Source organism: Marinobacter sp. (assembly GCF_040882185.1).
GTDB lineage: Bacteria > Pseudomonadota > Gammaproteobacteria > Pseudomonadales > Oleiphilaceae > Marinobacter.
In genome coordinates this window covers 83,230-108,292 of sequence record NZ_JBBEBW010000036.1, presented here as the reverse complement: position 1 = coordinate 108,292, position 25,063 = coordinate 83,230, and the positions used below count along the sequence as shown (strand labels likewise).

Sequence of the window (25,063 nt, the reverse complement as noted above, 5' to 3'; positions counted from 1 at the left end):
CGGACTTACCCGAACCAGCCGTGGATGTACCAGCCACCGCTGACATCCCGGAACAGCCAACCAAGCTGACCGGTCTTTAATTGCGCAATATAGTAATCCCTCTGTACCCGCTCACCGTCCCACCAGCCACCACTGATACGCTCCGGTCCTGCCAGCCAGGCCTCTGGAAGATGATGGACAGCCTGTGGTGTGCGTAACAACCATAGGGGGCGGTAGGGAAGAGAGGGTGCATCAGGAAAATGGTCATCCCGATGTGCTGAAATTTTCCCCGGCTTTGACAGGGTTTGTTGCGTCCAGGCTTTTTCAGGCCGGTGATCCGGATGGGAGGCCAGAGTTTTTATGGCAGATTCTCCGAGCCTGGCCTGAAGTCGACCGACAAGGGCCTGCCAGGCTTCGTCCGGACCTGACTCTGAACCGAATAGATCGGTGTTTGCGGGCTGGCCCCGCGCCATGAACCTGCTCACGGTCAGGGTCATGGCCATGACTGGCGCTGCCAGTTGCTGTTGCTCCAGTTGGATTCTCGCCAGGGCCATGAAGGCGACAGCTTGATGTTCCGGCCCTGCAGTACGAATGGCCAGATGTGTTTCCGCATGATGCCGGTGATGAAAACTCAGCTTCAGATAATCGGTGTCCTGCTGGCGCCATTGCAGGTCCGTTTCCAGCTCTCCCAGTGCCCGCTGCAAGGGAAACAGCAAACCGGCCATCTGCTCAATGTCGCTGGCAAAATCCATCCGTTGACGAAAATAAAGAGGGGGCTGCCAGCGCGTTTGCGGGTCGGGGCGGGTACCGTGTATTTGCTGTAAACGCTGTAGGGTTTCCGGTTCGAGGCGATGGGCGATTTCATTGGCAGGCAATGACAGAGCGTCGTTCAAGGTAAGAAGGCCGAGCTTCCCCAGCCGCTTCACAGTTCGCTCCGGCAACCCAATCTGGTCAATCGGCAGCGCCTGGGCAAGCTCTCTTAAGGTTTCGGGGCAATCCGTGCACTGGCCACGGTTCATTTGCGCCAAGGAGCGGGCGGCAGAGGGCGTCAGGGCAGTGGCCATCTGGCCAGTCAATTGGCGACGATCCAGCTCCTGTGACAGGTTCTGCCACAAAGGCGTCAGCCCTCCGTAAAGGCGTTTCAGGCTACTGACTTCGGTCAGTAAACCGTTGGGTGGGTACAGGCTGATATAGGCAGCCTGTCGGTAAAGCCAGCGAGCCTGCTGTGCAAGTGCAAACTGCTCCCGCCCGCTATCCGTACGGGCAACAACCAGGTCCGGGGCCAGGTTGATTGCTGTTTTTAATCGCATGCCTGTTCGCACACCCAGCTCTCGCGCTGCGCGATTGGCTTGGTAAACCAGCCCCTGGCTGCCTGCTGAAATAATCAGGGGTGTTTGACCGGCCTGGTCCTGGTTTACGTGCTCGAGTAACAGGTTGGGCAGATGGATATACAGCCATAGCATGATCAGGAAATCTGCATGGTGGCGTTAGCGTCCAGCCAGGGGCCGCGAACCACCCGATTACTACCGGGCGCCTGCTCTGTGAACCGGCCAGTCAGCGACAGCGTGCAATCACTGCCTTGCCAGCCGCCTCGGCGTTTCAATATACGAACGCTCAACTGTCTGTCTTTCGCTGGCGACAGCTGCAGGCGCAAGGCGGCTGGTGAGCTTTCATCGCCTGCCCGGGTGTGCCGGAAAAGCACGCACAATCCACCGCCAGCTTCGGCTGCCAGTTGCAACCGGCGAATGCCCCGGGCTTTCAGGGACCCCGGCCAGGCCATCACCAGGCCGGTAACGCTTGAACGCAGACAGTTTTCCAGGGCCCATAGGGTGTCTGCTGACTTTTCAGTTTGCACCACTATTACTCGTGACAGATCCAGGCTCTCCCGTTCCAGGGCGGGGGCGTAGGGCGTGTGTGGCGGGTTTATCCAGAACACCAGGCGGTCGTTGGCAAGTTGGCGCCGCATAAGGGGGAGCAACAGCTGTAGTTCACCAATGCCGGTGTTATCCAGCAGACATTCAGTCAAGGCTCCCCGAGGCCAGCCAATACCCAAAAGACAGCGATCCAGAGCCTCATAACCGGTGGATTCTTCAGCTTCCGGAGTGGGTATCTGTTGCCTGCCTTGCCACACGCGGGCGTCCTGAAGCAGGGTGTCCAGCAATTCTTTCATGATGACGCTTTCCCAGTATACTGTTTAAATATACAGTATATTGAGTTAACCGGGATTTCAACAATGGTATTTGCGAACGAATCCTATGGCGGGCTTGCTTCCGGTTCTGGCAGTGCTCAGGCTGGTAATGGTTGATCACACAAGAGGTTTGATATGAGTAATTTGACAGAGCAAGCCTGCGAAGCGTGCCGCGCCGACGCCCCAAAGGTGTCATCGGCAGAGCAAAACGAACTGCTCCAGCAGGTCCCCTCATGGACGCTGGTAGAGCGTAACGGTGAACAGCAGTTGGAGCGGCAGTTCAAGCTCAAAAATTTCGTCGAGGCTCTGGCGTTTGCCAATAAAGTGGGCGAGCTGGCGGAATCGGAGAACCATCACCCGGCTATTCTGGTGGAGTACGGTAAAGTAACGGTGAACTGGTGGACCCATAAAATCGGCGGTCTTCACAACAACGATTTTATTATGGCCGCCAGAACGGACGCCTTACACGCGTCCTGACAATCGGCTATCATGCGCGCTCATTGTTATCACGTTACAGAGCAGCAAGGGCCCCATGGAGCATACATACCGTCTGGTGATTTCCTGTCCTGACCGGGTAGGCATCGTCGCTAAGGTCAGTAACTTCCTGACCACCTACAACGGCTGGATTACTGAAGCGAGCCATCACTCCGACAGTCAGGCTGGCTGGTTTTTCATGCGGCATGAGATCAAGGCCGACTCGATACCTTTCGGCCTTGAACAGTTCCGTGCCGCTTTCGAGCCCATCGCCCGGGAGTTCGACATGCGCTGGCACGTGGCGGATTCCGCCAAGCCCAAGCGTGTGGTGCTGATGTGCAGTAAGGAGTCCCACTGTCTGGCAGACCTGCTGCACCGCTGGCACAGTAAAGAGTTGAACACTGAAATTGTTGCTGTTATTTCCAACCATGATGATCTTCGCCGTATGGTCGACTGGCATGATATTCCTTACCATCATATTCCGGTGACGAAAGAAAACCGGGAAGAGGGTTTTGCAAAAATCAGTCACCTGATTGATGGCTACGAGACCGATGTGGTTGTGCTTGCCCGCTATATGCAGATATTGCCGCCGGAATTGTGTGAGCGTTACGTCGGGCGGGTGATCAATATCCATCATAGTTTCCTGCCGTCTTTTGCCGGTGCGCGCCCTTACCATCAGGCCTACAGCCGTGGTGTCAAACTGATCGGCGCCACCTGTCATTATGTCACCCAGGATCTGGATGAGGGTCCGATTATCGAGCAGGACGTCATTCGGGTGAACCACAGTGATTCCATTGAAGATATGGTGCGTTTGGGCAAGGACGTAGAGAAAAGCGTGCTGGCCAGAGGGTTGCGGGCGCACATTGAGGATCGGGTTATCACCTACGAAAACAAGACCGTGGTATTTGGTTGATTTAAGGTCATTGTTTGCCAGTCCAAAGCCACCCTTTCAGGCTTCAGATGTGTTAGTATTATCCGCTTGTTAATGGCCGGTACGAGAGGCTGTGTCGGGACCCTTTTACCCGCTGACGGAAGGCGTCCAGACATTGCTTTGCCCGCCCTTACAGAGAAGAGCGGGCTCGATCTGCTCCATAAAAACGACGACTTCCAGCAAACGCAAAGGAACCTTTCTCGATGGGTGAATTAGCCAAAGAGATCCTGCCGGTAAATATTGAAGACGAACTAAAACAGTCCTACCTCGATTACGCCATGAGCGTCATCGTCGGCAGGGCGCTTCCGGACGTTCGGGACGGCCTCAAGCCGGTGCATCGCCGCGTTCTGTTCGCTATGTCCGAACTGAGTAACGATTGGAACAAAACCTATAAAAAGTCTGCCCGTGTGGTCGGTGACGTGATCGGTAAGTATCACCCCCATGGTGACTCTGCGGTGTACGACACCATCGTACGTATGGCCCAGCCATTCTCGTTGCGTTATCCACTGGTGGATGGTCAGGGTAACTTCGGTTCCATCGACGGTGATAACGCGGCAGCCATGCGTTATACCGAAATCCGGATGAAGAAGATCGCCCACTCGTTGCTGGCCGATCTGGATAAGGAAACCGTCGACTTTGTGCCCAACTACGATGGCACCGAGCAGATTCCCGAAGTACTGCCGACCCGGGTCCCTAACCTGCTGGTTAATGGTTCTTCCGGCATTGCGGTGGGCATGGCGACTAATATTCCGCCTCATAACCTGACCGAAGTCGTTAACGGTTGCCTGGCGTTGATTGACAACCCGGATATGACTGTCGACGAGCTGATGGAATACATCCCCGGCCCGGACTTTCCTACCGAGGGCATTATCAATGGTCGTGCTGGCATCGTTGAAGCCTACCGTACCGGCCGGGGCCGCATTTATATCCGCGCCCGTCATGAAATCGAGCATGACAACAAGACCGGTAAAGACGCCATTATCATCACCGAGCTGCCTTATCAGCTCAACAAGGCGCGGCTGATTGAGAAAATTGCCGAGCTGGTGAAAGAGAAGCGGCTGGAAGGCATCACGGAACTGCGTGACGAATCAAACAAGGAAGGCATCCGGGTGGTGATTGAGTTGCGTCGGGGTGAAAACCCGGACGTGATCATCAATAACATGTTTGCGCACACCCAGTTGCAGACGGTGTTCGGTATTAACATGGTGGCGCTGATTGATGGCGAGCCCCGGATACTGAACCTGAAAGAAATGCTCGACGCTTTCGTTCGTCATCGCCGTGAAGTGGTGACGCGCAGAACTATTTATGAACTGCGCAAGGCAAGAGAGCGCGGCCATATTCTGGAGGGCCTGTCAGTTGCGCTGGCCAACATTGACGAAATTATCGAGCTGATCAAGCAATCGCCATCTTCCGCTGAAGCTAAAGAAAAGCTGATGGCTCAGGGCTGGGCGTCGGAAGGCGTCATGGCGATGCTGGAGAAGGCAGGAAAAGACGCCTGTCGTCCAGATGACCTGCCGGAAATCTATGGCCTGCGCGACGGGCTTTATCATCTTTCGCCGGACCAGGCCCAGGCCATTCTGGATCTACGTCTGCATCGTTTAACCGGTCTGGAAACTGAAAAACTCCAGAACGAATACCGCGAAATTATTGATAAAATCGCCGGTTTGCTGGAGATCCTGGCGGATCCTGACCGCTTGTTGCAGGTTATTCGGGAAGAGTTGCAGGCCATTGTTGAAGAATACGGCGACAAGCGTCTCACCGAGATCACCAGCTCCAAACGTGATCTGACCATTGCCGATCTGATTGATGAAGAGGATCTGGTGGTCACTATTTCCCATGGTGGTTACGCCAAGACTCAGGCCATTGAAGATTATCAAGCCCAGCGCCGTGGTGGTCGTGGGAAAGCATCCACTTCAATGAAGGAAGAAGATTTCATTGAGAAGCTGTTGGTCGCCAACTCCCACGACACCATCCTGTGTTTTACCAGCCGGGGCAAGGTGTACTGGCTGCGGGTGTTTGAGATTCCGAGAGCCAGCCGCGCCTCACGCGGGCGGCCTATGGTCAATATCCTGCCGCTGGAAGAAGGCGAGCGCGTCACCACCTTTCTGCCGGTCAGGGATTATCCGGAAGATCACTACGTGCTGATGGCAACGTCTGCCGGTATCGTCAAGAAAACGCCGTTGCCGAACTTCTCACGCCCCCGCAGTAATGGTCTGATTGCGTTGTCCCTTGATGAGGGGGATACCCTGATTGGGGCCGCTATTACCAAGGGTGATGCAGAAGTCATGCTGTTCTCTACCGCTGGCAAGGCTGTTCGGTTTAACGAAGATGCCATTCGTCCCCTCAGTCGAACTGCCCGCGGTGTGCGCGGTATTCGTATGCCATCAGAGCACCACGTTGTCTCGCTCATTATTCCGCAGGATGATGACGGCATTATACTGACCGCCAGCGAACACGGTTATGGTAAGCGGACTCTGATTTCCGAGTTCCCCACCTACAGTCGTGGCAGTCAGGGCGTTATTGCGATGCAGTGTTCTGATCGTAACGGCCGTTTGGTGACGGCGCTGCAGATGTTCGACGGTGACGAGATGATGTTGATCTCTGACAAAGGTACGCTGGTTCGTACCCGTACTGACGAAGTGTCGGTATTGAGTCGTAACACCCAGGGCGTTCGTCTGATCAAGCTGAGTCAGGAAGACGAACGGTTGGTCGGTGTCGAGCGAATTGCGGATACCGGTGAAGAGGCTCCCGATGTTGAGGGTGAAGAAGCTGCTGGCAACGAGCAGCAGGCTGATGACGCAAATGAGGGTGCCAGCGAGGAGTGAGTTGCCGGTATATTGTTGCCTTCAGGCCGTAAAGGCCCGGAGGCAATGGCTCCATAGTTGAACGATGAGAGATCAGTGGCAATGACCAGGGCGTATAATTTTTGTGCAGGTCCGGCGACACTGCCGGAGAGCGTGCTTCAACAGGCGCGGGATGAAATGCTGGACTGGCGCGGGACCGGCATGTCGGTGATGGAGATGAGTCATCGCAGCGATGAGTACGTGGCCATCGCCAAAGCGGCAGAGCAGGATTTCCGTGACCTTGCCGGTGTCTCGGATGAGTATGCAGTGTTGTTCATGCAGGGGGGCGCCAGCAGCCAGTTTGCAACCGTGCCACTGAATTTGCTGGGTGAGAAATCGTCTGCGGACTACGTTAATACCGGTATCTGGTCTACCAAAGCCATTGCGGAAGCCCGACGGTACGCTAATGTCAATGTCGTCGCGAGCAGCGAATCCCGTGGTTTTAAGGATGTGCCAGACCCTTCTACCTGGCGATGTGATCCTGATGCTGCCTATCTGCATTATACGCCGAACGAGACAATTGGCGGCCTGGAATATGACTTCATACCGGAAATCGGCGATGTGCCGCTGGTGGCGGATATGTCCTCCACCATTCTGTCCCGCCCGATAGATGTATCGAAGTTCGGAGTTATCTATGCTGGTGCCCAAAAGAATATAGGCCCTTCCGGCCTGGTCGTGGTTGCAGTGCATAAAAGTCTGTTGGGTCGCGCCCGCAAGGAAATTCCGACCATGATGGATTATAAGGTTACGGCGGATAATGGCTCCATGTACAACACGCCTTCAACCTATTCCTGGTATCTGGCTGGTCTGGTATTTCAGTGGCTGAAAGCCCAGGGCGGTGTTGAGGCCATCGGGAAAATCAATGCCCGGAAGTCAGAAAAGCTTTACGGTTTTATTGATGCCAGTGACTTTTACGCCAACCCGATTACCCGACGTTTCCGGTCCTGGATGAATGTCCCGTTCACGCTGGCTGATGATTCGTTGAACGGTGCGTTTCTCAAAGGTGCCGAGGAACGTAAACTGCTCAACCTCAAAGGGCATCGTTCAGTGGGCGGCATGCGGGCGAGTATTTATAACGCCATGCCGGAATCGGGCGTGGATGCATTGATTGATTACATGACCACCTTTGAGAAGGAGCGGGCCTGACCATGACCGACGAGCAGATCCGGTTAGCAGAGCTGCGTGAAGAGATTGACCAGCTTGATCGCCAGATTATGGATCTTATCAGCGCCCGCGCCCGTTGTGCCCAAGAGGTGGCCGCGGTAAAACTGGCCGCCCATCCGGGTGAGGATGTGTTTTTCTACCGCCCGGAGCGTGAAGCTCAAGTACTGCGCCGGATCAAGGAGCAGAACCCGGGGCCGCTGTCTGGAGAAGAGATGGCCAGACTGTTCCGGGAAATCATGTCTGCCTGTCTGTCTCTTGAAAAGCCCATGCATATTGCTTTTCTCGGGCCCGCCGGTACATTTACCCAGTCCGCAGCACTCAAGCATTTTGGCCATTCTGTTATCAGTGTCCCGTTGCCCGCTATTGACGCGGTTTTCCGCGAAGTGGAGTCCGGTTCGGCACATTACGGTGTGGTCCCGGTCGAGAATTCGACCGAAGGTATGATCAACCATACGCTCGATATGTTCATGTCGTCGCCCTTGAAAATCTGCGGTGAAGTTCAGTTGCGAATTCACCATCACCTTATGTGCGCGCCCGGTAGCGACGCGAAAAATATCAGTCGAATCTATTCACACCAGCAATCTTTTGCCCAATGCCGCCAGTGGCTGGATGCAAACCGCTACGGTATCGAGCGGGTCACTGTCAGTAGCAACGCAGAAGCGGCCCGACGAGCAGCGGAAGAGCCCGGCACCGCGGCGATTGCAGGTGATATGGCAGAAGAGTTATATGGGCTTAAAAAGCTGGCTAACAGCATTGAAGACCGGCCCGATAACACTACCCGGTTTTTGATTATTGGTCGGGAGGCGGTCAGTCTGAGCGGACATGATAAATCGTCCATTCTCGTCTCCATGCGCAATAAGCCAGGAGCGCTTTATCAGCTGCTGGAGCCTTTCCATCGCCACGGCTTGAGCCTGACACGGCTCGAAACCCGGCCTTCACCAAGCGGCACTTGGGCCTACGTATTCTATATCGATTTTGAGGGTCATATGGATGACCTGAAAGTCAGTAAGGTTTTAGAGGAAGTTGAGGCGGAAGCAGTGGAATTAAAACGGCTTGGTTCCTATCCCATTGGGGTGCTTTGATGAACGCGCAATGTTTGACTGCCCGGAATTCCGGTTAGGGGGAATGAATAATGGCGATTGATTACCAGACCCTTGCCGTAAAAGGTGTTCAGGGCCTTATGCCTTACCAGCCGGGAAAGCCAATTGATGAGCTCGCCCGCGAGTTTGGCCTTGATCCGTCAGGTATTGTGAAGCTGGCCAGCAATGAGAACCCGTTAGGCCCCAGCCCCGTTGCATTGGAAGCTGCCCGCAAAGCGCTCAGTGAGTTGTGTCGCTACCCGGATGGTAACGGCTTTAATTTGAAGGCGAAATTGTCTGAAAAGCTTGGCGTGTCTGCAACACAGATTACTCTGGGTAATGGCTCTAACGATGTGCTGGAGGTAATTGCTCGCGGTTTTGCAGACGCCAATACCGATATTATTTATTCCCAGTATGCCTTTGCAGTATATCCGCTGGTGACCCGTGCTATTGGCGCCCATGGTATTGAGGTGCCAGCCAGAGACTGGGGTCATGATCTTGAGGCGATGGCTGCAGCGGTCACCGATAAAACCGGGTTGATTTTTGTTGCCAACCCCAACAACCCGACCGGTACGGTGCAAAGCGCCGAAGCCGTGGAGAAATTCCTCGCGTCAGTACCTGAGCGAGTCATTGTGGTGCTCGACGAGGCGTATTGTGAATACCTTGAAGGTGACGAGCATCAGCATAGTCTTGGCCTGTTGGCGCGATATCCGAACCTGATCATATCCAGAACCTTCTCCAAGGCCTGGGGGCTGGCGGCTTTGAGGGTAGGTTATGGCATCGCCTCTGCAGAAATTACGGATATTCTCAACCGTGTGCGTCAGCCGTTTAATGTCGACGCTATCGCGCAGGCGGCGGCGACCGCCGTACTGGACGATGATGATTACCTCGCACGTTCGAGGCAGGTCAATACGGCCGGGCTGAAACAGCTTGAACACGCATTTGACCAAATGGCACTCTCCTATATTCCTTCCTCAGGCAATTTTGTTGCCGTAGATGTGGGGGATCAGGCGCCAGCTATCTTCAACCAGTTATTGGCTCAAGGCGTCATTGTACGCCCGATAGCCGGTTACGGCATGCCGCGGCACTTGCGGGTATCAGTGGGGCTGTCAGAAGAAAACCAGCGCTTCATTGAGGCGTTAGCTCACGCGCTCGAGATTATAGAGGAACAAAAGGACCATGGGTGAAGCTGCCCCGGTCTTCCAGCGTATTGCTATTATCGGCCTTGGGCTGATCGGCGGATCATTGGCAGCGGCGATCAAGAAGCACAAACTGGCAGCGACGGTAGTGGGGGCAGATCAGAGCCAGACTGATCTGGCGCATGCTTTGAAAGCCCAGGTTATCGATGAGGCAGCGGGCTCAATTGCCGAGGCTGTCAAAGCTGCCGATCTGGTGGTCATCGCCGTACCAGTGCGGGCAACGGAAGCTGTTCTGCAGCAGGTAAAACCCGCCATCGGAGCCCAGGCGCTGCTGACAGATGTGGGCAGCACCAAAGCAAGTTTTGTAGCGGCCGTGAGTTCCGTTTTTGGTGAGCAGCGGCCAGCGTGTATTCCGGGTCATCCGATCGCCGGCTCTGAGAAGAGTGGTATTGCCGCCGCCAATCCGGAGCTCTTCGCCAAACACAAAGTAATTCTCACGCCCCCGGACGATGTCGATGCTGCCGATCTTGCCAGACTCAGTGCTCTCTGGGAGGGGTGTGGCGCGCGGGTGCTGACAATGCCTGTGGAATATCATGACGAAGTGCTGGCGGCGACCAGTCATTTGCCCCATCTTATCGCCTTTTCGTTAGTGGATACCCTGGCGGGAGAGGACGAGAACCTTGATATCTTCCGTTATGCTGCGGGCGGCTTCCGTGACTTTACCCGCATCGCTGCCAGCAATCCGGTGATGTGGCACGATATTTTTCTGTCCAATCAGCAAGCGGTGCTAAAGGTTATTGATCATTTTACTCATGATCTCAATCAGTTGCGTACAGCTATTGCGGAGCAGGACGGAGCGACCCTGCTCAGGGTTTTCACTCGTGCCAAAGCGGCGCGGGAACACTTTTCAAAAATGCTTTCAGGGCAGGCCTACGTGACAACCAACAACCAGAAACAGGTAACGTTCAGTGTTCAGCCCGGCGGTAAGATAACCGGCGATATTCGCGTGCCGGGCGACAAATCCATGTCTCACCGCTCCATCATGCTTGGGGCATTGGCGGACGGCATCACGGAAGTGGAAGGCTTTCTCGAAGGCGAAGACAGTCTTGCGACCCTGCAAGCATTTCGGGATATGGGCGTGACTATTGAAGGTCCGCACAACGGGCATGTGCGTATTCATGGGGTCGGGATTGACGGCCTGCAGGCGCCACGAGGGCCGCTATATGTGGGTAACTCAGGTACCGCTATGCGACTTTTTTCCGGGTTGTTGGCTCCTCAGGCGTTTGACTCCGAATTGACAGGTGATGCCAGCCTTACCGGTCGGCCAATGGGGCGAGTCGCGGAACCGTTGAGAGCGATGGGCGCGGTAATTGAAACCGCAGAGGGCGGCAGGCCGCCGCTCAAAATCAAAGGGGGGCTGGCGCTCAAGGGCTTGCATTACGATATGCCCGTTGCCAGTGCCCAAGTCAAATCCTGTCTGTTGCTCGCCGGACTTTATGCGGAGGGCACAACTTCGGTCACGGAGCCCGCACCCACTCGTGATCACACGGAGCGTATGTTGGCTGGATTTGGCTATCCGGTGAAGCGGGAAGGGGCGACTGCAAGCGTTGTCGGCGGCGGTCGTCTTACGGCAAGTGCCATTGATGTACCGGCAGATATTTCATCGGCTGCTTTTTTCCTGGTGGCAGCCACCATCGCCGAAGACTCAGATCTGACATTGCGCCATGTGGGCATGAACCCGACCCGTGTCGGTGTAATCAACATACTTCGGTTGATGGGAGCAAATATTGAAGTCAGCAATGAAAAGGTAGTAGGTGGTGAGCCCGTAGCGGACTTGCGTGTGACGTCTGCCAGGCTCCACGGTATTGATATTCCGGGAACCGAAGTACCGCTCGCTATAGACGAATTCCCGGTGCTTTTTATTGCGGCCACCTGCGCGGAAGGCAAAACGGTTTTGCGGGGCGCCGAGGAACTTCGGGTTAAGGAAAGTGATCGGATCCAGGTTATGGCGGATGGTCTGGAGCAACTGGGGGTGCAGACCACCGTGACACCGGATGGTATTGAGATTGAAGGTGGTCAGACAGTGGGTGGCGGTCACGTGGATAGCCACGGCGACCATAGGATAGCTATGGCCTTTGCGGTGGCGTCGTTGCGGGCCACAGGGGTGATTACTATCAACGATTGTGCCAATGTGGCCACCTCATTTCCCGGGTTTGTCAAGCTTGCAAGGCAGACCGGCCTCCGCGTACAAGCTGAGGGAGCATAGTTCATGACGGCACCAGTCATCACTATTGACGGCCCGGGTGGCTCCGGCAAAGGCACCGTTACCCAGATGCTGGCACGACGCCTGGGCTGGCACTTACTGGATAGCGGAGCGCTCTACCGTCTGACCGCACTGGCAGCGAAGCGCCAGGGGGTATCGTTTGATGACGAAGCAGGACTTGTCGCTGCTGCGCTTAATCTGAATGTCACTTTTGAGCCGACCGCTCCTGGGGAACCGGTTCGAGTGCTATTGGCTGGTGAAGATGTAACCGGCGCTATCCGCACTGAAAATTGTGGTGATGATGCCTCCAAAATAGCCATTATCCAACCTGTAAGAGATGCGTTATTACAGCGTCAGAGAGATTTTCAGAAACCGCCAGGCCTGGTCGCTGACGGTCGGGATATGGGTACCGTAGTGTTCCCGGATGCGCCGGTTAAAATCTTTCTCACTGCGAGTGCGCAAGAGCGGGCAGAACGTCGTTATCGCCAGTTGAAGGATGCGGGTGTCAGTGTTAACATTGACGCCCTTTTAGAAGAGATCAGGGCGCGTGATGAGCGGGATATGAACCGTTCTGCCGCCCCGCTGAAGCCTGCAGAAGATGCGCAAGTCATTGACTCGACAGGCTTAAGCATAGAAGAGGTGTTGGATCAGGTTATGGCCTTGGCGGGTCAGACCTGATTGCACCTTTTTGTTGTTGGAAACCGGATGCTGCGTTAACAGCCAGCCCTGGCAATATCCGGATCACGATTCACAGACCGTGTCGCTGGCAGCACGGAGTAAACTTGCGTTGATCACATAGGACACATAATGAGCGAGAGCTTTGCGGATCTATTTGAAGAAAGCCTAAAAGAAATTGACATGCAACCGGGTTCCATCGTCCAGGGAACCGTGGTTGATATCGACAGCGACTGGGTAACGGTTAACGCCGGCCTGAAGTCCGAGGGTGTCATTCCAGCCTCACAGTTCCTTAATGAAAAGGGTGAGATGGAAGTCCAGATTGGTGACACTGTCGATGTGGCTCTCGATGCGGTCGAAGACGGCTTTGGTGAAACCCGTCTGTCACGTGAGAAAGCGAAGCGTGCAGAAGCGTGGAAGGTTCTGGAAAAATCCTTCGAAGCCGAAGAAGTTGTCAAAGGTGTGATCAACGGTAAGGTTAAAGGCGGCTTTACAGTCGACCTGGCCGGAATCCGTGCCTTCCTTCCTGGTTCCCTGGTAGATGTTCGTCCGGTTCGCGACACTGCGCACCTGGAGAACAAGGAGCTGGAATTCAAGGTCATCAAGCTTGACCAGAAGCGTAACAACGTTGTTGTATCCCGTCGCGCCGTGCTGGAAGCAGAAAACAGTGCAGAGCGTGATGCACTACTTGAGACGCTGACTGAAGGAATGGAAATCAAGGGTATCGTCAAGAACCTGACTGATTACGGCGCATTCGTAGATCTGGGTGGTGTTGACGGCCTGCTGCATATCACAGACATGGCCTGGAAGCGCATCAAGCATCCGAGCGAAATCGTGAATGTGGGCGACGAAATCAGCGTTAAGGTCCTGAAGTTTGACCGCGAGCGTAACCGTGTTTCTCTGGGTCTGAAGCAACTGGGCGAAGATCCCTGGGTCGAGATCAAGGCGCGCTACCCTGAGAACAGCAAGGTTACAGCCCGTGTCACCAATCTGACCGATTATGGCTGTTTCGCTGAGTTGGAAGAGGGTGTAGAAGGTTTGGTTCACGTGTCCGAAATGGACTGGACCAATAAAAACATCCATCCGTCCAAAGTGGTTCAGGTCGGTGATGAAGTTGGTGTGATGATTCTCGATATCGACGAAGAGCGTCGTCGTATCTCCCTGGGTATCAAGCAGTGCGTGACCAATCCATGGGAAGATTTCTCCAGCAACTTCAACAAGAGTGATCGCATCTCTGGCAAGATCAAGTCGATTACCGATTTCGGTATCTTTATTGGTCTTGATGGCGGCATTGATGGTCTGGTTCATTTGTCTGACATCAGCTGGAACGAGACCGGTGAAGAAGCCGTCCGTGAGTACAAGAAGGGCGACGAGGTTGACACTGTCATCCTTTCGGTTGATCCCGAGCGTGAGCGTATTTCTCTTGGTATCAAGCAGCTCGAAAGTGATCCGTTCGCCGAGTTTGTTCAACTGAACGACAAGGGCTCTATCGTTAAAGGTAAGGTTTCTGCGATTGACGCGAAATCTGCCACGATTGCCCTGAATGATGAAGTTGAAGCGATTCTGAAGGCTTCTGAAATCAGCCGCGATCGCATTGAAGATGCGCGCAACGTGCTGAACGAAGGTGACGAAGTTGAAGCGAAGATTATCAGCATTGATCGCAAGAACCGCGTGATCAACCTGTCGGTCAAGTCGAAGGACGTTGAAGATGACAAGCAGGCGCTGCAAACTGTTCGCGAGAAGACTGCAGAAAGCTCCTCTGGTGCCACTACCATTGGTGACCTGATTAAAGAGCAAATGCAGCAGCAAAACGCTAATAAAGACTGAATGTCTGGTTAGTAATAAAAAAACGGGCTGTAACAGCCCGTTTTTTTTGTGTTTTTTTGGGGTTTAGCTAAACTACGTTCTAGGCGATGCCATCAGCTTCGCAATAAGAACGAAAAAAGGATAAGCCTCATGACAAAGTCCGAGTTGGTAGAATTGGTTGCGTCGAAGCAGACGCAGCTTTCCGTAAAAGACGTCGAGCTTGCAGTAAAAACGGTCATTGAACATATGTCCCAATCATTGGCAGAAGGTCAGCGCATAGAGATCCGGGGCTTTGGTAGTTTTTCGTTACACCATCGAGCAGCCCGCACGGGGCGTAACCCGAAAACCGGCGAGGCGGTTAAATTGCCGGCTAAGTTTGTTCCACATTTCAAGCCTGGTAAGGAGCTCCGTGAACAGGTAAACGACAGCATGAAAAAAGGCTATTGATCTACTGCCCGGACAAGCACGGTTAATACAGGTATTATTGGTTGGGTACCGTGTTCAGTGGATGAATGAATCAGGAGTGTTTTGAATTATGGCCGGGTTACAGAAAATACTGATCATTCTTCTGGTGTTATTTCTGGTGTTGTTGGCTCTGGTTTTTTCGCTCAACAATCAGATGGCAGTCTCGCTTAATTTCCTTCTCTTTGAAACGGCTCCTCACGGCGTCGCAATCTGGATCATATTGTCATTTGTAGTTGGCGCATTGGTGGGTGTCTTGTTGACCATGTTGGCGACCGTGCGCACATCAGTGTCCCGACGCCAGCTCAAGAAGCGGCTGACGAGGGCAGAGCTGGCCTTGGAGAAGTCCAGGAATACGACTGATCGGACCACCTGATGGATATTGTTTTTCAGTGGCTGCTATTGACTGTTGCGGTCGCTGCTGGCTGGTTTGCAGGTCGTTCTGGCCGCTCTTCTGAACGTTCAACCACGGTTATATCTGATGAAAACTCAGTGAAAGACCGTCTTCAGTTCCTGTTTACCAACTATTCTGACCAGGCCGTGGAGAATTTTGTCCAATCGCTGGCAGTCAGTCGCGATACTGTCAGTCTACATTTGTCCATCGGAGCGCACTTCCGCCATAAAGGGGAGACCGACAGGGCCATCGTGATCCACCAGAACCTGTTGGCACGCCCCGAACTGCCGTCACGCTTTTCACCCCAGGTTACCTTTGAGCTGGCACTTGATTACCTGGCGGCCGGTTTGCTTGATCGGGCAGAAACGCTCTTTCATGAGTTGATGGGCGACCGGGAATACGGCCGCAAGGCCTCGACCCAGTTGGTAGAGCTCTACCAGCAGGAAAAAGAGTGGGATAAAGCTGCCCAGGTCACTGCCACGCTGGTCACCGGTGTGTCAGATGCCGGTCTTAGTAAGCAACTTGCCTATATTACCTGCGAGCTTGCCGATAAAGCGTTGCGAGAAGACGACCGCTGGAATGCGCAAAAGCTTGCCAAAGAAGCGCTGGAACATGACCGGTCCTGTATCCGGGCCACTCTGATCATCGTCAGCCTACAGCGTCGGAACGGCAATTACCGGGACGCCTCTCAGACATTATTGAAGGTTTTCGACCAAAATCCCGAATTCGGCTCTGAAGCCGTAGATCGGCTGATGAAACTCGAGAAGGAACACGGAGATATTGCCCGGTTGGGGAAGAAGCTCAGGAAGCTTTACCAAACCTGGCCAAGTACCAGTTTGCTACTGGGGTTGGTCGAATCCATTGAGCGTTCGTCCGGGCGGCCTGTCGCTATTGAATTGCTGAGGGCAGAGCTTGAAATAAGACCGAGCGTCAGAGGGCTGCTTCGGCTAGTCGAAATGGCGGGATATGAAAAAGGTATGACTACCGATGAGGGTCGGTTGGTGAGCCGTATTGGACACCTGCTATTAGTTAATCGGCCGATTTATCGTTGTACCAGTTGTGGCTTCTCGGGGCAGCAACTTCATTGGCTGTGCCCAAGCTGTAAACAGTGGGAAACAGTGCGCCCGATCCAGGGTGTGGAAGCAGAGTAGTTAGTCTGCACAAGGTACTTCGAGTGAACGTGGAATCAAAAAGCAGGTAATTTGAACGTGCAAATATCCCTTGGACAGCGGCTTATTGTCGCACTGGATTTTCCCTCTGAGCAATCTGCATTGACGCTTGTCGATGCGCTCGATCCAACTTTGTGCCGTCTTAAGATTGGTAAGGAGTTGTTTACCCGGGCAGGGCCGGGGCTGATACGTAAACTTCACCTGCGGGGGTTCGACGTATTTCTTGACCTCAAGTTCCACGATATCCCGAACACGACTTCTGCCGCTGTTGCTGCTGCCGCGGATCTCGGCGTCTGGATGGTTAACGTGCACGCCTCCGGCGGTCAGAAAATGATGGCAGCCTGTCGGGAGAGCCTGGAGGTTTTTGGAAAAGAACGTCCGCTACTGATCGCGGTTACTGTACTGACCAGTATGAGCGCGGACGACCTGATGGGGGTTGGTGTTCATTTCAGCCCGGAACAGCAGGTATCACGGCTTGCGGCCCTTACCCGAAACTGCGGGCTGGACGGTGTGGTTTGCTCTGCTCAGGAGGCTTCGCTACTGAGACGGGAGCAAGGCAATGACTTTAAATTGGTCACCCCCGGTATCCGCCCGGCGAGTACTGCGAAAGGCGATCAACAGCGGGTTATGGCGCCTGCCGAGGCGATAAAAGCGGGCAGCGACTATCTTGTGATAGGGCGCCCTATTACCCAGGCTGAAAATCCCCTGGAGGCCCTACAAGCCATCTACAACGAAATCACCAGCGCATCAACGTAGGAGCGACTTCAGTCGCGATTCTTTAATCAGTCCAGATTTGGTTCGCGGTTAACACCACTCCTACGTTTACGTTATTTCCGATATAAAAAAAGCCGCTAATTCATCGAATCAGCGGCTTTCCTGAATAATGGCTCCCCGAGCTGGGCTCGAACCAGCGACAAACGGATTAACAGTCCGTTGCTCTACCAACTGAGCTATCGGGGAACGTCGTCAGTCATAACGAGGCGCGTATGTTACGGCGGGCGCCCCGTCTCGTCAACCCTCCCGGAGCATTAAGCCAGCGCTTTTTTCAGTCGGGCAATAGCCTGCTCCAGATTACTCATACCGGTCGCAAAACTCAGGCGCATATGACCAGGAGCGCCAAAGGCTGAGCCTGGTACCAGCGCGACGCCAGCTTCTTTCAAAAGCCATTCCGCGAACTCCACATCGTCCTTGACCGCCGGGTTGGCTTCAATGGCCCCCTGGAAGCTCGGGAATGCGTAAAACGTGCCGTCACCGGTCAGACACTCCACACCGGGCAATTCGTTGAGAGCTTTCACCAGATAGTCATGGCGTTCCTTGAAGGCTTTAACCATGGGCTGGATGCAATCCTGAGAACCATCAAGCGCTGCCTGAGCTGCCGCTTGAGAGATCGACGCAGGGTTGGACGTGCTCTGGGACTGGATCTTTTTCATCGCACCAATGACTTTTGCGGGGCCTGCGGCGTAGCCAATACGCCATCCCGTCATTGAATAGGCTTTGGATACCCCGTTCAGAACAAAGGTACGGTCATACAGCTCCGGTGTAGCGTTCAGAATGTTGCAGAACGGCTGACCCGTCCAGAGGATGGGCTCGTACATGTCATCGGTGGCTATCATGATATGGGGGTGGCGTTTGAGCACTTCACCCAGAGCTTTAAGCTCGTCCAATGTATAAGCCATGCCGCTCGGGTTGGATGGGCTGTTAATGACAAACAACCGTGTACGATCTGTAATCGCGCCTTCGAGCTGTTCAGGGGTAATCTTGAAACGAGTCTGTGCTGAGGTTTCGATAACAACTGGTTTACCCTCTGCTACCAACACCATATCCGGGTAAGAAACCCAGTAGGGCGCGGGAATTATCGCTTCGTCGCCAGCGTTCAGAGTGGCCAGCGCGAGGTTAAAAAAGCTTTGTTTACCGCCGCTGGATACCAGAACCTGATTGGGCTCGTAATCCAGCTCATTGTCCCTTTTGTATTTGGCGATAATGGCTTTTTTCAGAGCAGGGGTACCGTCTACCGCCGTGTACTTGGTCTGACCAGCCTTGATGGCCTCAATAGCCGCCTCTTTAATATGGTCCGGGGTATCAAAGTCAGGCTCGCCCGCGCCAAGGCCAATGATATCCTGGCCGGCGGCCCGGAGTTCGGCGGCCTTGTTGGTAACGGCAAGGGTCGGTGACGGCTTGATTGCCTGTACACGGCTTGAAAGTTGAAGGTCCAAACTTGCGCTCCTTAGAGATGCGGCTGAGAAAGCTCCGGCGGCGCGGTGCGACTAAGTGATTGCCGTCGGACGCCTGCCATCAAGGCTTCTGATGTTATCATGAAGCTGACAGCAGAATAAGGTTGGCAGGCGACGTAAAGTATGAATCTTCACACTAGAAAAGTGTGATTAATAAATTCCGGAGGATGTTCCATCAGTATGTTTAAAGTCGATTCACCATTTGAACCAGCGGGCGATCAGCCCAAGGCCATTGCCGGATTGGTTGATGGAATTGAATCCGGTCTGGCTCATCAGACGTTGCTGGGTGTGACGGGTTCGGGCAAGACATTTACGATTGCGAATGTGATCGAACAGATCCAGCGTCCGACCATTGTGATGGCCCACAATAAGACATTGGCTGCCCAGCTATATGGTGAGTTCAAAGAATTCTTCCCGGATAATGCGGTCGAATATTTTGTCTCTTACTACGACTATTACCAGCCAGAAGCCTATGTGCCGTCCTCGGACACCTTTATAGAGAAGGACGCATCCATCAATGAGCACATTGAACAGATGCGCTTGTCGGCAACCAAAGCATTGCTGGAGCGACCGGATGCGATAATCGTGGCAACAGTTTCGTCGATCTACGGTCTGGGTGATCCCCAATCTTACCTGAAAATGATGCTGCACCTGGACCGGGGCGACAAGATTGATCAGCGGTTTATCCTGCGCCGTCTTGCTGAACTTCAGTACACCCGCAACGATATCGAATTTCATCGCGCCAACTATCGGGTGCGAGGGGATGTGATTGATGTTTTCCCGGCGGAATCCGAGAAAGAAGCCATTCGTATCGAACTGTTCGACGACGAAGTAGAAAACCTGAGCTATTTCGATCCGCTCACCGGTGAACAGTTAAGGCGCGTGCCGCGAGTGACCATCTATCCAAAATCTCATTACGTCACTCCTCGTCAGACCGTGCTTGATGCGATTGAATACATTAAAGCGGAGCTGGACGGGCGCCTCACCCAGTTACGGGATAATAATCGCCTCGTGGAGGCCCAGCGTCTGGAAGAGCGCACCCGCTACGATATTGAGATGATGCTGGAGCTGGGCTATTGCAACGGCATCGAAAACTACTCCCGTTATTTGTCCGGCCGCCCTCCCGGTGAAGCGCCTCCGACGCTGTTTGACTATCTACCACCCAATGCTCTGTTAGTCGTGGATGAATCTCACGTGACTGTTTCCCAGATCGGCGCAATGTACAAAGGCGACCGTTCTCGCAAGGAAACCCTGGTGGAATACGGTTTCCGTTTGCCTTCGGCTCTGGATAACCGACCCATGCGCTTTGATGAGTGGGAGCGCATAGCACCCCAGATGATCTTCGTCTCTGCGACGCCCGGCAATTATGAGGCTGACCACGCGGGGCAGACTGTTGAACAGGTGGTCCGCCCCACCGGTTTGCTGGACCCGGAGATCGAGGTGCGGCCGGCTTCTACTCAGGTTGATGACCTGCTTTCCGAAATTCACAAGCGGGTGGCCGTTCAGGAGCGGGTATTGGTGACCACGCTGACCAAGCGAATGTCGGAAGACCTGACCGATTATCTGATGGAGCATGACGTCAAGGTGCGTTACCTGCACTCGGACATCGATACCGTTGAGCGGGTAGAGATCATCCGCGATTTGCGCAGAGGGGTATTTGATGTGCTGGTGGGCATCAACCTGCTGCGGGAAGGGCTGGACATGCCCGAAGTGTCGTTGGTCTGCATTCTTGATGCTGACAAGGAAGGTTTTTTGCGATCGGAACGTTCACTGATCCAGACCATCGGCCGCGCAGCCCGTAATCTCAATGGCCGGGCTATTCTCTACGGTGACAGGGTCACCGGCTCTATGCAGCGGGCGATGGATGAGACCGAACGGCGTCGTGAAAAACAGCTTGCTCACAACCTTGAACATGGCATTACGCCGGTAGGTCTGAACAAAAAAGTGTCTGATATCATGGAAGGTGCCTCTAGTGGTGGATCGGGCCGCAAGCGGGCGGAGCGCCCTGGCCAGAAAGCGGCAGAAGAAGCGGAACAGTATCGGGCCAGGGTCGGTGGCCGTTCGCCTGAGCAATTGCTCAAGGATATGGGCAAGCTCGAAGACGAGATGTACAAAGCCGCTTCAGAGCTGGATTTTGAGCGTGCTGCTCGTTTGCGTGACGATATCGCTGCATTGAAAGAGGCTGCTCTAAGAACGGCGTGAGAACGGGCGAATCAACCCGCTAATCGGTGCGACGTGGGCCCACAATAACGGCAGCCTGCAAAGGCTGATTCTTACCGTATCGCGCCATCTGATCAAAAATACGCCGGTCAACCGGCAGATATTGCTTGTCCGCGACGGTTTCACCCTCGGCGATATCGATTTCGGGATCATGCAGGTACACAAACTGGTCATCTACGGCGCACACCGTGACCCAGTGCGGCACCCGGCTGCGGTTAAGCTGCCAGGTGCTGATCAGAATAATTGGTACCCGGCCGACTTTGAGTGCCTGTTCCATTTTTCCCAGAGTCAGGGGGTCGTGATGCAATTCGATTCCGGTCTGCCCCAGGTCATGCATAAAACCCTCATGTACCAACTCAAGTACCCGCTTCTTGTCGTCGTTCCTGACAGTGTCCTTGAAAAGTGCGCCTTCCTTACTGATGTAGGCAGCGGCCTCAAATCCCCGATTCCAGGCCGCCAGAGCCAGGCCATGAGGTCCACACCCGCCGTGTCCGGCCAGCATGAAAATAGTGGTGGCCTCACGCCAGATTTTAAGCTCTTCCAGAGTGGTGAGTGAAAGCTGATCATCCAGTGTGGCCATTGCCATAATCAGTGCTGCGGGCCCGCATGAAAAATCAGTTGTCTGGGGGTAGTAGGGCACCGCAAGGAATTGCCTGGACGGCTCATAGAAAAGTATCCGTCGCTCAAAGCGCAAGGCCGTGCCATGGTCTTCATAGTAATCACGATAGGTGCCAAACACCCGGTAGCCGAGGCGGCGATATAGCGCAATGGCACCCGTGTTATCTTCGCGCACTTCAAGGCGCATCACGATGCGGCCAGCTTCGACCGCGTGTTGCTCGGACTGGCGAATAAGTTGCTCCCCAAGCCCTCGGCCCCGGGCCTGTGGTGACACCGCAATGGAATAAATCCTCGCAAGCCGGGTCGCTGCGTGCATGAGTACCAGGCTGTAACCCAGGATCCGCTCGCCCTCCATCGCGACCACGACTCGGTCGCGGGGCATTTCGATAAAGCGTCGAAAGCTGCGGCGGGAAATTCGATCTTCACTGAAACAGCGGTTTTCGAGTGACACCAGATCGTCTATGTCGGCGCTGACCGCCAGTCGGAAACTCATTTCGGTCATACCGTCGGGGGCCTTGGACAGGGAATGAAAACACCCTCTATTATGAGAGACGTCCAGTATAGTTAACAGCAAAGAATAGTGCGTAAAATCACGCATTTCGGGATGATTGTGCGAACCGCGTCAGCGGCGTATTGTCGAGCTCAAGCCGTTACCGTCAGCGCCAGGCAAAGACCTCATGGAGGATCGCCATACATGTCACGTTTACTGATTGTTGTCGACCGCGCAAAGGATTGGGCGCCTTACTACCCTAGCGACGATGTTCTGACCTTTGATGAGTATCTTAAGTTTACCGCTCCAGCCTCCAGTCGGGTTCGGGTGATCAATCTTTGCCAAAGTGCGAAGTATCTCAGCCGCGGTTATTACTGTTCGTTACTCGCTGAAGCGCGGGGCCACCATGTCGTACCGTCGGTCATTACACTTAATGACTTGAGCCGCAAAGGCCTGTTCTCGCTGGAGCTGGAAGAGCTTGACGCTAGTGTGCTGGAGTGGCTTGAAGCTGCTGGCGCCGCGGTAAAGCCCGGCGAGGATGACCGGGATGCCACCCATCAGGTTCGTATCCGCACCTATTTTGGCCAGGCTGAGCACGCCGCATTGAAGCCGGTCGCCCGGGCTTTATTTGAACGTTTTCCTTCTCCTATTCTGGAAGTGGTCTTCAAGAAGCGTAAGGGCTGGCAGATCGAATCGATGAAACCCGCCTCGCCAGCAGACCTTGCGGAGCATGAACAGGACGCTTTTGCGGCCGCTCTTGACCGTTTCAGCAGCATAGTCTGGCGGCGCCCGAAATCCCGACGTCGCTACCGGTTCGACCTTGCGGTGCTGGTTAATCCGGAAGAGCAGTTACCCCCGAGCGATAAAGAGGCTTTGGAGTGTTTCGAAAAGGCGGGCAAGAAACTTGGCATCAATGTCGAGCTGATCACCAAACGGGATTACATGCGGCTACCGGAATACGATGGCCTGTTCATTCGTGAGACTACAGCCATCGATCATCACACGTATCGGTTCGCCCGCAAAGCTGAAGCTGAAGGTATGGTAGTCATTGATGATCCTGTGTCGATTCTGCGATGCACCAATAAGGTATATCTGGCCGACTTGTTGAAAAACAACAAAATACCGACTCCTAAAACCCTTATCCTATCCAAGGACCAGAAAGATTCGGTTCAGCAGGTGATCGATCAACTGGGCTTTCCGGTGGTCGTGAAAATTCCTGATGGCGCTTTTTCCAAAGGGGTGTTGCGGGCGGAGGATGAAAAAAGTCTGAAAGAGGCCCTTAAAACACTCTTCAAGCAATCGGCGCTGGTATTGGCCCAGGAATATTTCTACACCGAATATGACTGGCGCATCGGGGTTCTTGGGGGGCGTGCTATTTTTGCCTGCAAATACTTTATGGTGCAGGGTCATTGGCAGATCTACCAGCATGGTGAAAATCAGGAAGTCGATAGCGGCAGTTTCGATACACTGCCTACCTATGAGGTTCCCCGGAACGTGATCCAGGCAGCGCTCAATGCCACACGCCTGATTGGCAATGGACTTTACGGCGTTGATATTAAACAGGCAGGCAATCGAGTTGCTGTGATTGAGGTAAACGACAACCCTAACGTGGACGCGGGTGTTGAGGATCGCTTTCTAGGCGGTGAATTGTATACCTTGATCATGCAGGAATTTCTTTCCCGCATGGAAGAAAACCGTCGCCGTTAAACTCTGGTTTTCCGTCAGAGGGCTTCACCAGAATACCAGATGCGAAGGCTGCCAAACCAGTCCCGGGGCTCAAGCTGGTCCCGGAGCTGTTGTTCCAGGGAATCCGGGAGTTTTCCTGCTGAATGTTCAACAAACAGTTCCAGGTGCACTTGGTTACCCAGGTAATGCAGGCGCAAATGTGTTTTTATCGGAAACTCGTCGCTGACTACGCTGATCAAATCCCCTATCTCCTGACGGCTAGGCAAGCGCGCTGTCGTGTGCTGCACCAGTTCGTCGTTTTCTGCATCGATATGGAAGTTGATGTCTTTCAGGTCCGGAAAGGCTTCCCTCATTGCCGCGACTACTTGCATGCCAACCTGGTGGCCTTCAGAAACACTGATCTCCGGTTTCACCAGGAGATGAACGTCCAGCAGGATATCGTGGCCCATGAGGCGGCTACGTAATTTGTGGACACCGCGAATGCCTTCTGTCTGCTTGGCGATGTGAATAAGCTTTTCAGTATCCTCGTGGCTCATCGCGGTATCGACCAGCTCCTTGACGCTGTCCCAGGTAAATCGCCAGCCAATTCGACATATGATAAAGGCGATAGCTACTGCTGCAACCGCATCGAGCCAGATGTGTCCCATCATGGCACCGATGGTCGACAACAATACGATAATGGAGGAAAACGCATCGGTTCGGCTATGCCAGGCGTTGGCGAGAATGAGGTCGGAGCGAATGGCCTCACCCACCCGGCGGGTATAACGAAAGATCCATTCCTTGCCAATCACGGAGGCAATGGCCGCTACCAGGACTGGCCACTCGGGTAAGCGATCGGGAGAGGGGGCCATGAGTCGCTGCAGGTTGTCCCAGGCCAGGGCGCCCCCTACAGCGATAAGTAGACTTCCCAATAACATGGTTCCCATGGTTTCGATTCGTTGATGACCGTAGGGGTGGGATTGATCAGGCGCCTGGCGAGAAACTTTCATGACTGCCAGAACAACCAGGTCAGATGCAACATCGGTGAATGAGTGAATTCCATCGACGACCAAAGCTTGTGAGTGAAACAGCAGACCGCCCGCACACTTTATGACCCCGAGCACAGCATCGAGCATCATGCCGATCACGGTTACTTTGGCCGCAATCCTGAGTTCGGACTTTTGGTTACCTCCGCTATGGGAGGATTTTGTCTGAGTAGCACTCAAAGTGTCGCCCTCAAGGACATATAAGGAAGAGAAACGCAATTTATTTT

General features: G+C 54.1%; 20 protein-coding genes and 1 tRNA gene. 15 read left to right on the top strand and 6 right to left on the bottom strand.

The genetic code is table 11. From position 1 onward, the window contains the following. Positions 1 to 5 precede the first annotated feature (5 nt). Together WEB64_RS17265 and imuA are read right to left on the bottom strand one after the other, a co-directional pair. Complete coding sequence (locus WEB64_RS17265) at positions 6 to 1,442, bottom strand: DNA polymerase Y family protein (RefSeq protein ID WP_368057100.1); 1,437 nt, start codon at positions 1,440 to 1,442, stop codon at positions 6 to 8. Positions 1,443 to 1,444: 2 nt separating this feature from the next. Then, positions 1,445 to 2,149 carry a translesion DNA synthesis-associated protein ImuA gene (imuA, locus tag WEB64_RS17260; protein WP_368057102.1) on the bottom strand — a complete coding sequence of 235 codons (705 nt, stop codon included), beginning with the start codon at positions 2,147 to 2,149 and terminating at the stop codon, positions 1,445 to 1,447. A gap of 153 nt (positions 2,150 to 2,302) precedes the next feature. On the opposite strand from imuA, the gene WEB64_RS17255 reads away from it, so the two are divergent. The 13 genes from WEB64_RS17255 to pyrF all read left to right on the top strand — a co-directional run bounded on the left by WEB64_RS17255 (position 2,303) and on the right by pyrF (position 17,322). Further along, positions 2,303 to 2,644: a 4a-hydroxytetrahydrobiopterin dehydratase gene (locus WEB64_RS17255; RefSeq protein WP_368057104.1), complete on the top strand. Its 342-nt coding sequence runs from the start codon at positions 2,303 to 2,305 to the stop codon at positions 2,642 to 2,644. 55 nt (positions 2,645 to 2,699) lie between these two features. After that, entirely contained in the window at positions 2,700 to 3,554 is an 855-nt protein-coding gene (gene purU, locus WEB64_RS17250) for a formyltetrahydrofolate deformylase (RefSeq protein ID WP_368057106.1), read from the top strand. Positions 3,555 to 3,775: 221 nt separating this feature from the next. After that, the gene (gyrA, locus tag WEB64_RS17245; RefSeq protein WP_368057108.1) at positions 3,776 to 6,397 is read left to right on the top strand and encodes a DNA gyrase subunit A; all 2,622 of its coding nucleotides are present in this window, start codon (positions 3,776 to 3,778) and stop codon (positions 6,395 to 6,397) included. A gap of 81 nt (positions 6,398 to 6,478) precedes the next feature. Then, on the top strand, positions 6,479 to 7,561 hold the full coding sequence (serC, locus tag WEB64_RS17240) for a 3-phosphoserine/phosphohydroxythreonine transaminase (protein WP_368057357.1): 1,083 nt from the start codon (positions 6,479 to 6,481) through the stop codon (positions 7,559 to 7,561). A 2-nt stretch (positions 7,562 to 7,563) separates the two neighbouring features. Beyond that, on the top strand, positions 7,564 to 8,661 hold the full coding sequence (gene pheA, locus WEB64_RS17235; protein WP_368057110.1) for a prephenate dehydratase: 1,098 nt from the start codon (positions 7,564 to 7,566) through the stop codon (positions 8,659 to 8,661). A 50-nt stretch (positions 8,662 to 8,711) separates the two neighbouring features. Further along, on the top strand, positions 8,712 to 9,845 hold the full coding sequence (gene hisC / locus WEB64_RS17230; protein ID WP_368057112.1) for a histidinol-phosphate transaminase: 1,134 nt from the start codon (positions 8,712 to 8,714) through the stop codon (positions 9,843 to 9,845). Then, entirely contained in the window at positions 9,838 to 12,063 is a 2,226-nt protein-coding gene (locus WEB64_RS17225; RefSeq protein WP_368057114.1) for a bifunctional prephenate dehydrogenase/3-phosphoshikimate 1-carboxyvinyltransferase, read from the top strand. The genes hisC and WEB64_RS17225 overlap by 8 nt, the downstream gene beginning before the upstream one ends. A gap of 3 nt (positions 12,064 to 12,066) precedes the next feature. Further along, a complete protein-coding gene (cmk, locus tag WEB64_RS17220; protein WP_368057116.1) occupies positions 12,067 to 12,738 on the top strand; it encodes a (d)CMP kinase in 672 nt (223 codons plus the stop codon). 129 nt (positions 12,739 to 12,867) lie between these two features. Continuing rightward, the gene (gene rpsA, locus WEB64_RS17215) at positions 12,868 to 14,562 is read left to right on the top strand and encodes a 30S ribosomal protein S1 (protein ID WP_368057118.1); all 1,695 of its coding nucleotides are present in this window, start codon (positions 12,868 to 12,870) and stop codon (positions 14,560 to 14,562) included. A gap of 129 nt (positions 14,563 to 14,691) precedes the next feature. Continuing rightward, on the top strand, positions 14,692 to 14,988 hold the full coding sequence (locus WEB64_RS17210) for an integration host factor subunit beta (protein ID WP_368057120.1): 297 nt from the start codon (positions 14,692 to 14,694) through the stop codon (positions 14,986 to 14,988). Positions 14,989 to 15,076: 88 nt separating this feature from the next. After that, positions 15,077 to 15,379 (top strand): LapA family protein, encoded by a 303-nt coding sequence (locus WEB64_RS17205; RefSeq protein ID WP_368057122.1) that lies wholly within the window; start codon positions 15,077 to 15,079, stop codon positions 15,377 to 15,379. Beyond that, positions 15,379 to 16,548: a lipopolysaccharide assembly protein LapB gene (gene lapB, locus WEB64_RS17200; protein WP_368057124.1), complete on the top strand. Its 1,170-nt coding sequence runs from the start codon at positions 15,379 to 15,381 to the stop codon at positions 16,546 to 16,548. Before WEB64_RS17205 ends, lapB begins: the two co-directional genes overlap by 1 nt. A 57-nt stretch (positions 16,549 to 16,605) precedes the next feature. Next, positions 16,606 to 17,322: an orotidine-5'-phosphate decarboxylase gene (gene pyrF, locus WEB64_RS17195; RefSeq protein ID WP_368057126.1), complete on the top strand. Its 717-nt coding sequence runs from the start codon at positions 16,606 to 16,608 to the stop codon at positions 17,320 to 17,322. Between the two features lie 128 nt (positions 17,323 to 17,450). Here the strand turns inward: pyrF and WEB64_RS17190 are convergent. Together WEB64_RS17190 and WEB64_RS17185 are read right to left on the bottom strand one after the other, a co-directional pair. Beyond that, positions 17,451 to 17,526 (bottom strand) — tRNA-Asn (locus WEB64_RS17190). Positions 17,527 to 17,594: 68 nt separating this feature from the next. Next, positions 17,595 to 18,779, bottom strand: a complete 1,185-nt coding sequence (locus WEB64_RS17185) for a pyridoxal phosphate-dependent aminotransferase (RefSeq protein ID WP_368057128.1) — start codon at positions 18,777 to 18,779, stop codon at positions 17,595 to 17,597. A gap of 192 nt (positions 18,780 to 18,971) precedes the next feature. Here WEB64_RS17185 and uvrB point away from each other — a divergent pair, with 192 nt between their 5' ends. Continuing rightward, positions 18,972 to 20,999, top strand: a complete 2,028-nt coding sequence (uvrB, locus tag WEB64_RS17180) for an excinuclease ABC subunit UvrB (RefSeq protein ID WP_368057359.1) — start codon at positions 18,972 to 18,974, stop codon at positions 20,997 to 20,999. 19 nt (positions 21,000 to 21,018) lie between these two features. Here the strand turns inward: uvrB and WEB64_RS17175 are convergent, their stop codons facing one another. Then, positions 21,019 to 22,137 carry a GNAT family N-acetyltransferase/peptidase C39 family protein gene (locus WEB64_RS17175; protein ID WP_368057130.1) on the bottom strand — a complete coding sequence of 373 codons (1,119 nt, stop codon included), beginning with the start codon at positions 22,135 to 22,137 and terminating at the stop codon, positions 21,019 to 21,021. Positions 22,138 to 22,329: 192 nt separating this feature from the next. Here WEB64_RS17175 and WEB64_RS17170 point away from each other — a divergent pair, with 192 nt between their 5' ends. Then, a complete protein-coding gene (locus WEB64_RS17170) occupies positions 22,330 to 23,832 on the top strand; it encodes a RimK family protein (protein ID WP_368057132.1) in 1,503 nt (500 codons plus the stop codon). 14 nt (positions 23,833 to 23,846) lie between these two features. On the opposite strand, the gene WEB64_RS17165 is transcribed toward WEB64_RS17170, so the two are convergent. Then, positions 23,847 to 25,016, bottom strand: a complete 1,170-nt coding sequence (locus tag WEB64_RS17165) for a cation diffusion facilitator family transporter (protein ID WP_368057134.1) — start codon at positions 25,014 to 25,016, stop codon at positions 23,847 to 23,849. Positions 25,017 to 25,063: the final 47 nt, after the last annotated feature.

What these genes read in the sequence shown, in the direction of transcription:
- lapB (WP_368057124.1), top strand. Translation starts at nt 15,379, where the DNA reads ATGGATATTGTTTTTCAGTGGCTGCTATTGACTGTTGCGGTCGCTGCT.
- serC (WP_368057357.1), top strand. Translation starts at nt 6,479, where the DNA reads ATGACCAGGGCGTATAATTTTTGTGCAGGTCCGGCGACACTGCCGGAG.
- WEB64_RS17265 (WP_368057100.1), bottom strand. Translation starts at nt 1,442, where the DNA reads ATGCTATGGCTGTATATCCATCTGCCCAACCTGTTACTCGAGCACGTA.
- WEB64_RS17210 (WP_368057120.1), top strand. Translation starts at nt 14,692, where the DNA reads ATGACAAAGTCCGAGTTGGTAGAATTGGTTGCGTCGAAGCAGACGCAG.
- WEB64_RS17170 (WP_368057132.1), top strand. Translation starts at nt 22,330, where the DNA reads ATGTCACGTTTACTGATTGTTGTCGACCGCGCAAAGGATTGGGCGCCT.
- WEB64_RS17205 (WP_368057122.1), top strand. Translation starts at nt 15,077, where the DNA reads ATGGCCGGGTTACAGAAAATACTGATCATTCTTCTGGTGTTATTTCTG.
- hisC (WP_368057112.1), top strand. Translation starts at nt 8,712, where the DNA reads ATGGCGATTGATTACCAGACCCTTGCCGTAAAAGGTGTTCAGGGCCTT.
- WEB64_RS17225 (WP_368057114.1), top strand. Translation starts at nt 9,838, where the DNA reads ATGGGTGAAGCTGCCCCGGTCTTCCAGCGTATTGCTATTATCGGCCTT.
- gyrA (WP_368057108.1), top strand. Translation starts at nt 3,776, where the DNA reads ATGGGTGAATTAGCCAAAGAGATCCTGCCGGTAAATATTGAAGACGAA.
- cmk (WP_368057116.1), top strand. Translation starts at nt 12,067, where the DNA reads ATGACGGCACCAGTCATCACTATTGACGGCCCGGGTGGCTCCGGCAAA.
- WEB64_RS17175 (WP_368057130.1), bottom strand. Translation starts at nt 22,137, where the DNA reads ATGACCGAAATGAGTTTCCGACTGGCGGTCAGCGCCGACATAGACGAT.
- pheA (WP_368057110.1), top strand. Translation starts at nt 7,564, where the DNA reads ATGACCGACGAGCAGATCCGGTTAGCAGAGCTGCGTGAAGAGATTGAC.
- rpsA (WP_368057118.1), top strand. Translation starts at nt 12,868, where the DNA reads ATGAGCGAGAGCTTTGCGGATCTATTTGAAGAAAGCCTAAAAGAAATT.
- purU (WP_368057106.1), top strand. Translation starts at nt 2,700, where the DNA reads ATGGAGCATACATACCGTCTGGTGATTTCCTGTCCTGACCGGGTAGGC.
- WEB64_RS17255 (WP_368057104.1), top strand. Translation starts at nt 2,303, where the DNA reads ATGAGTAATTTGACAGAGCAAGCCTGCGAAGCGTGCCGCGCCGACGCC.
- imuA (WP_368057102.1), bottom strand. Translation starts at nt 2,149, where the DNA reads ATGAAAGAATTGCTGGACACCCTGCTTCAGGACGCCCGCGTGTGGCAA.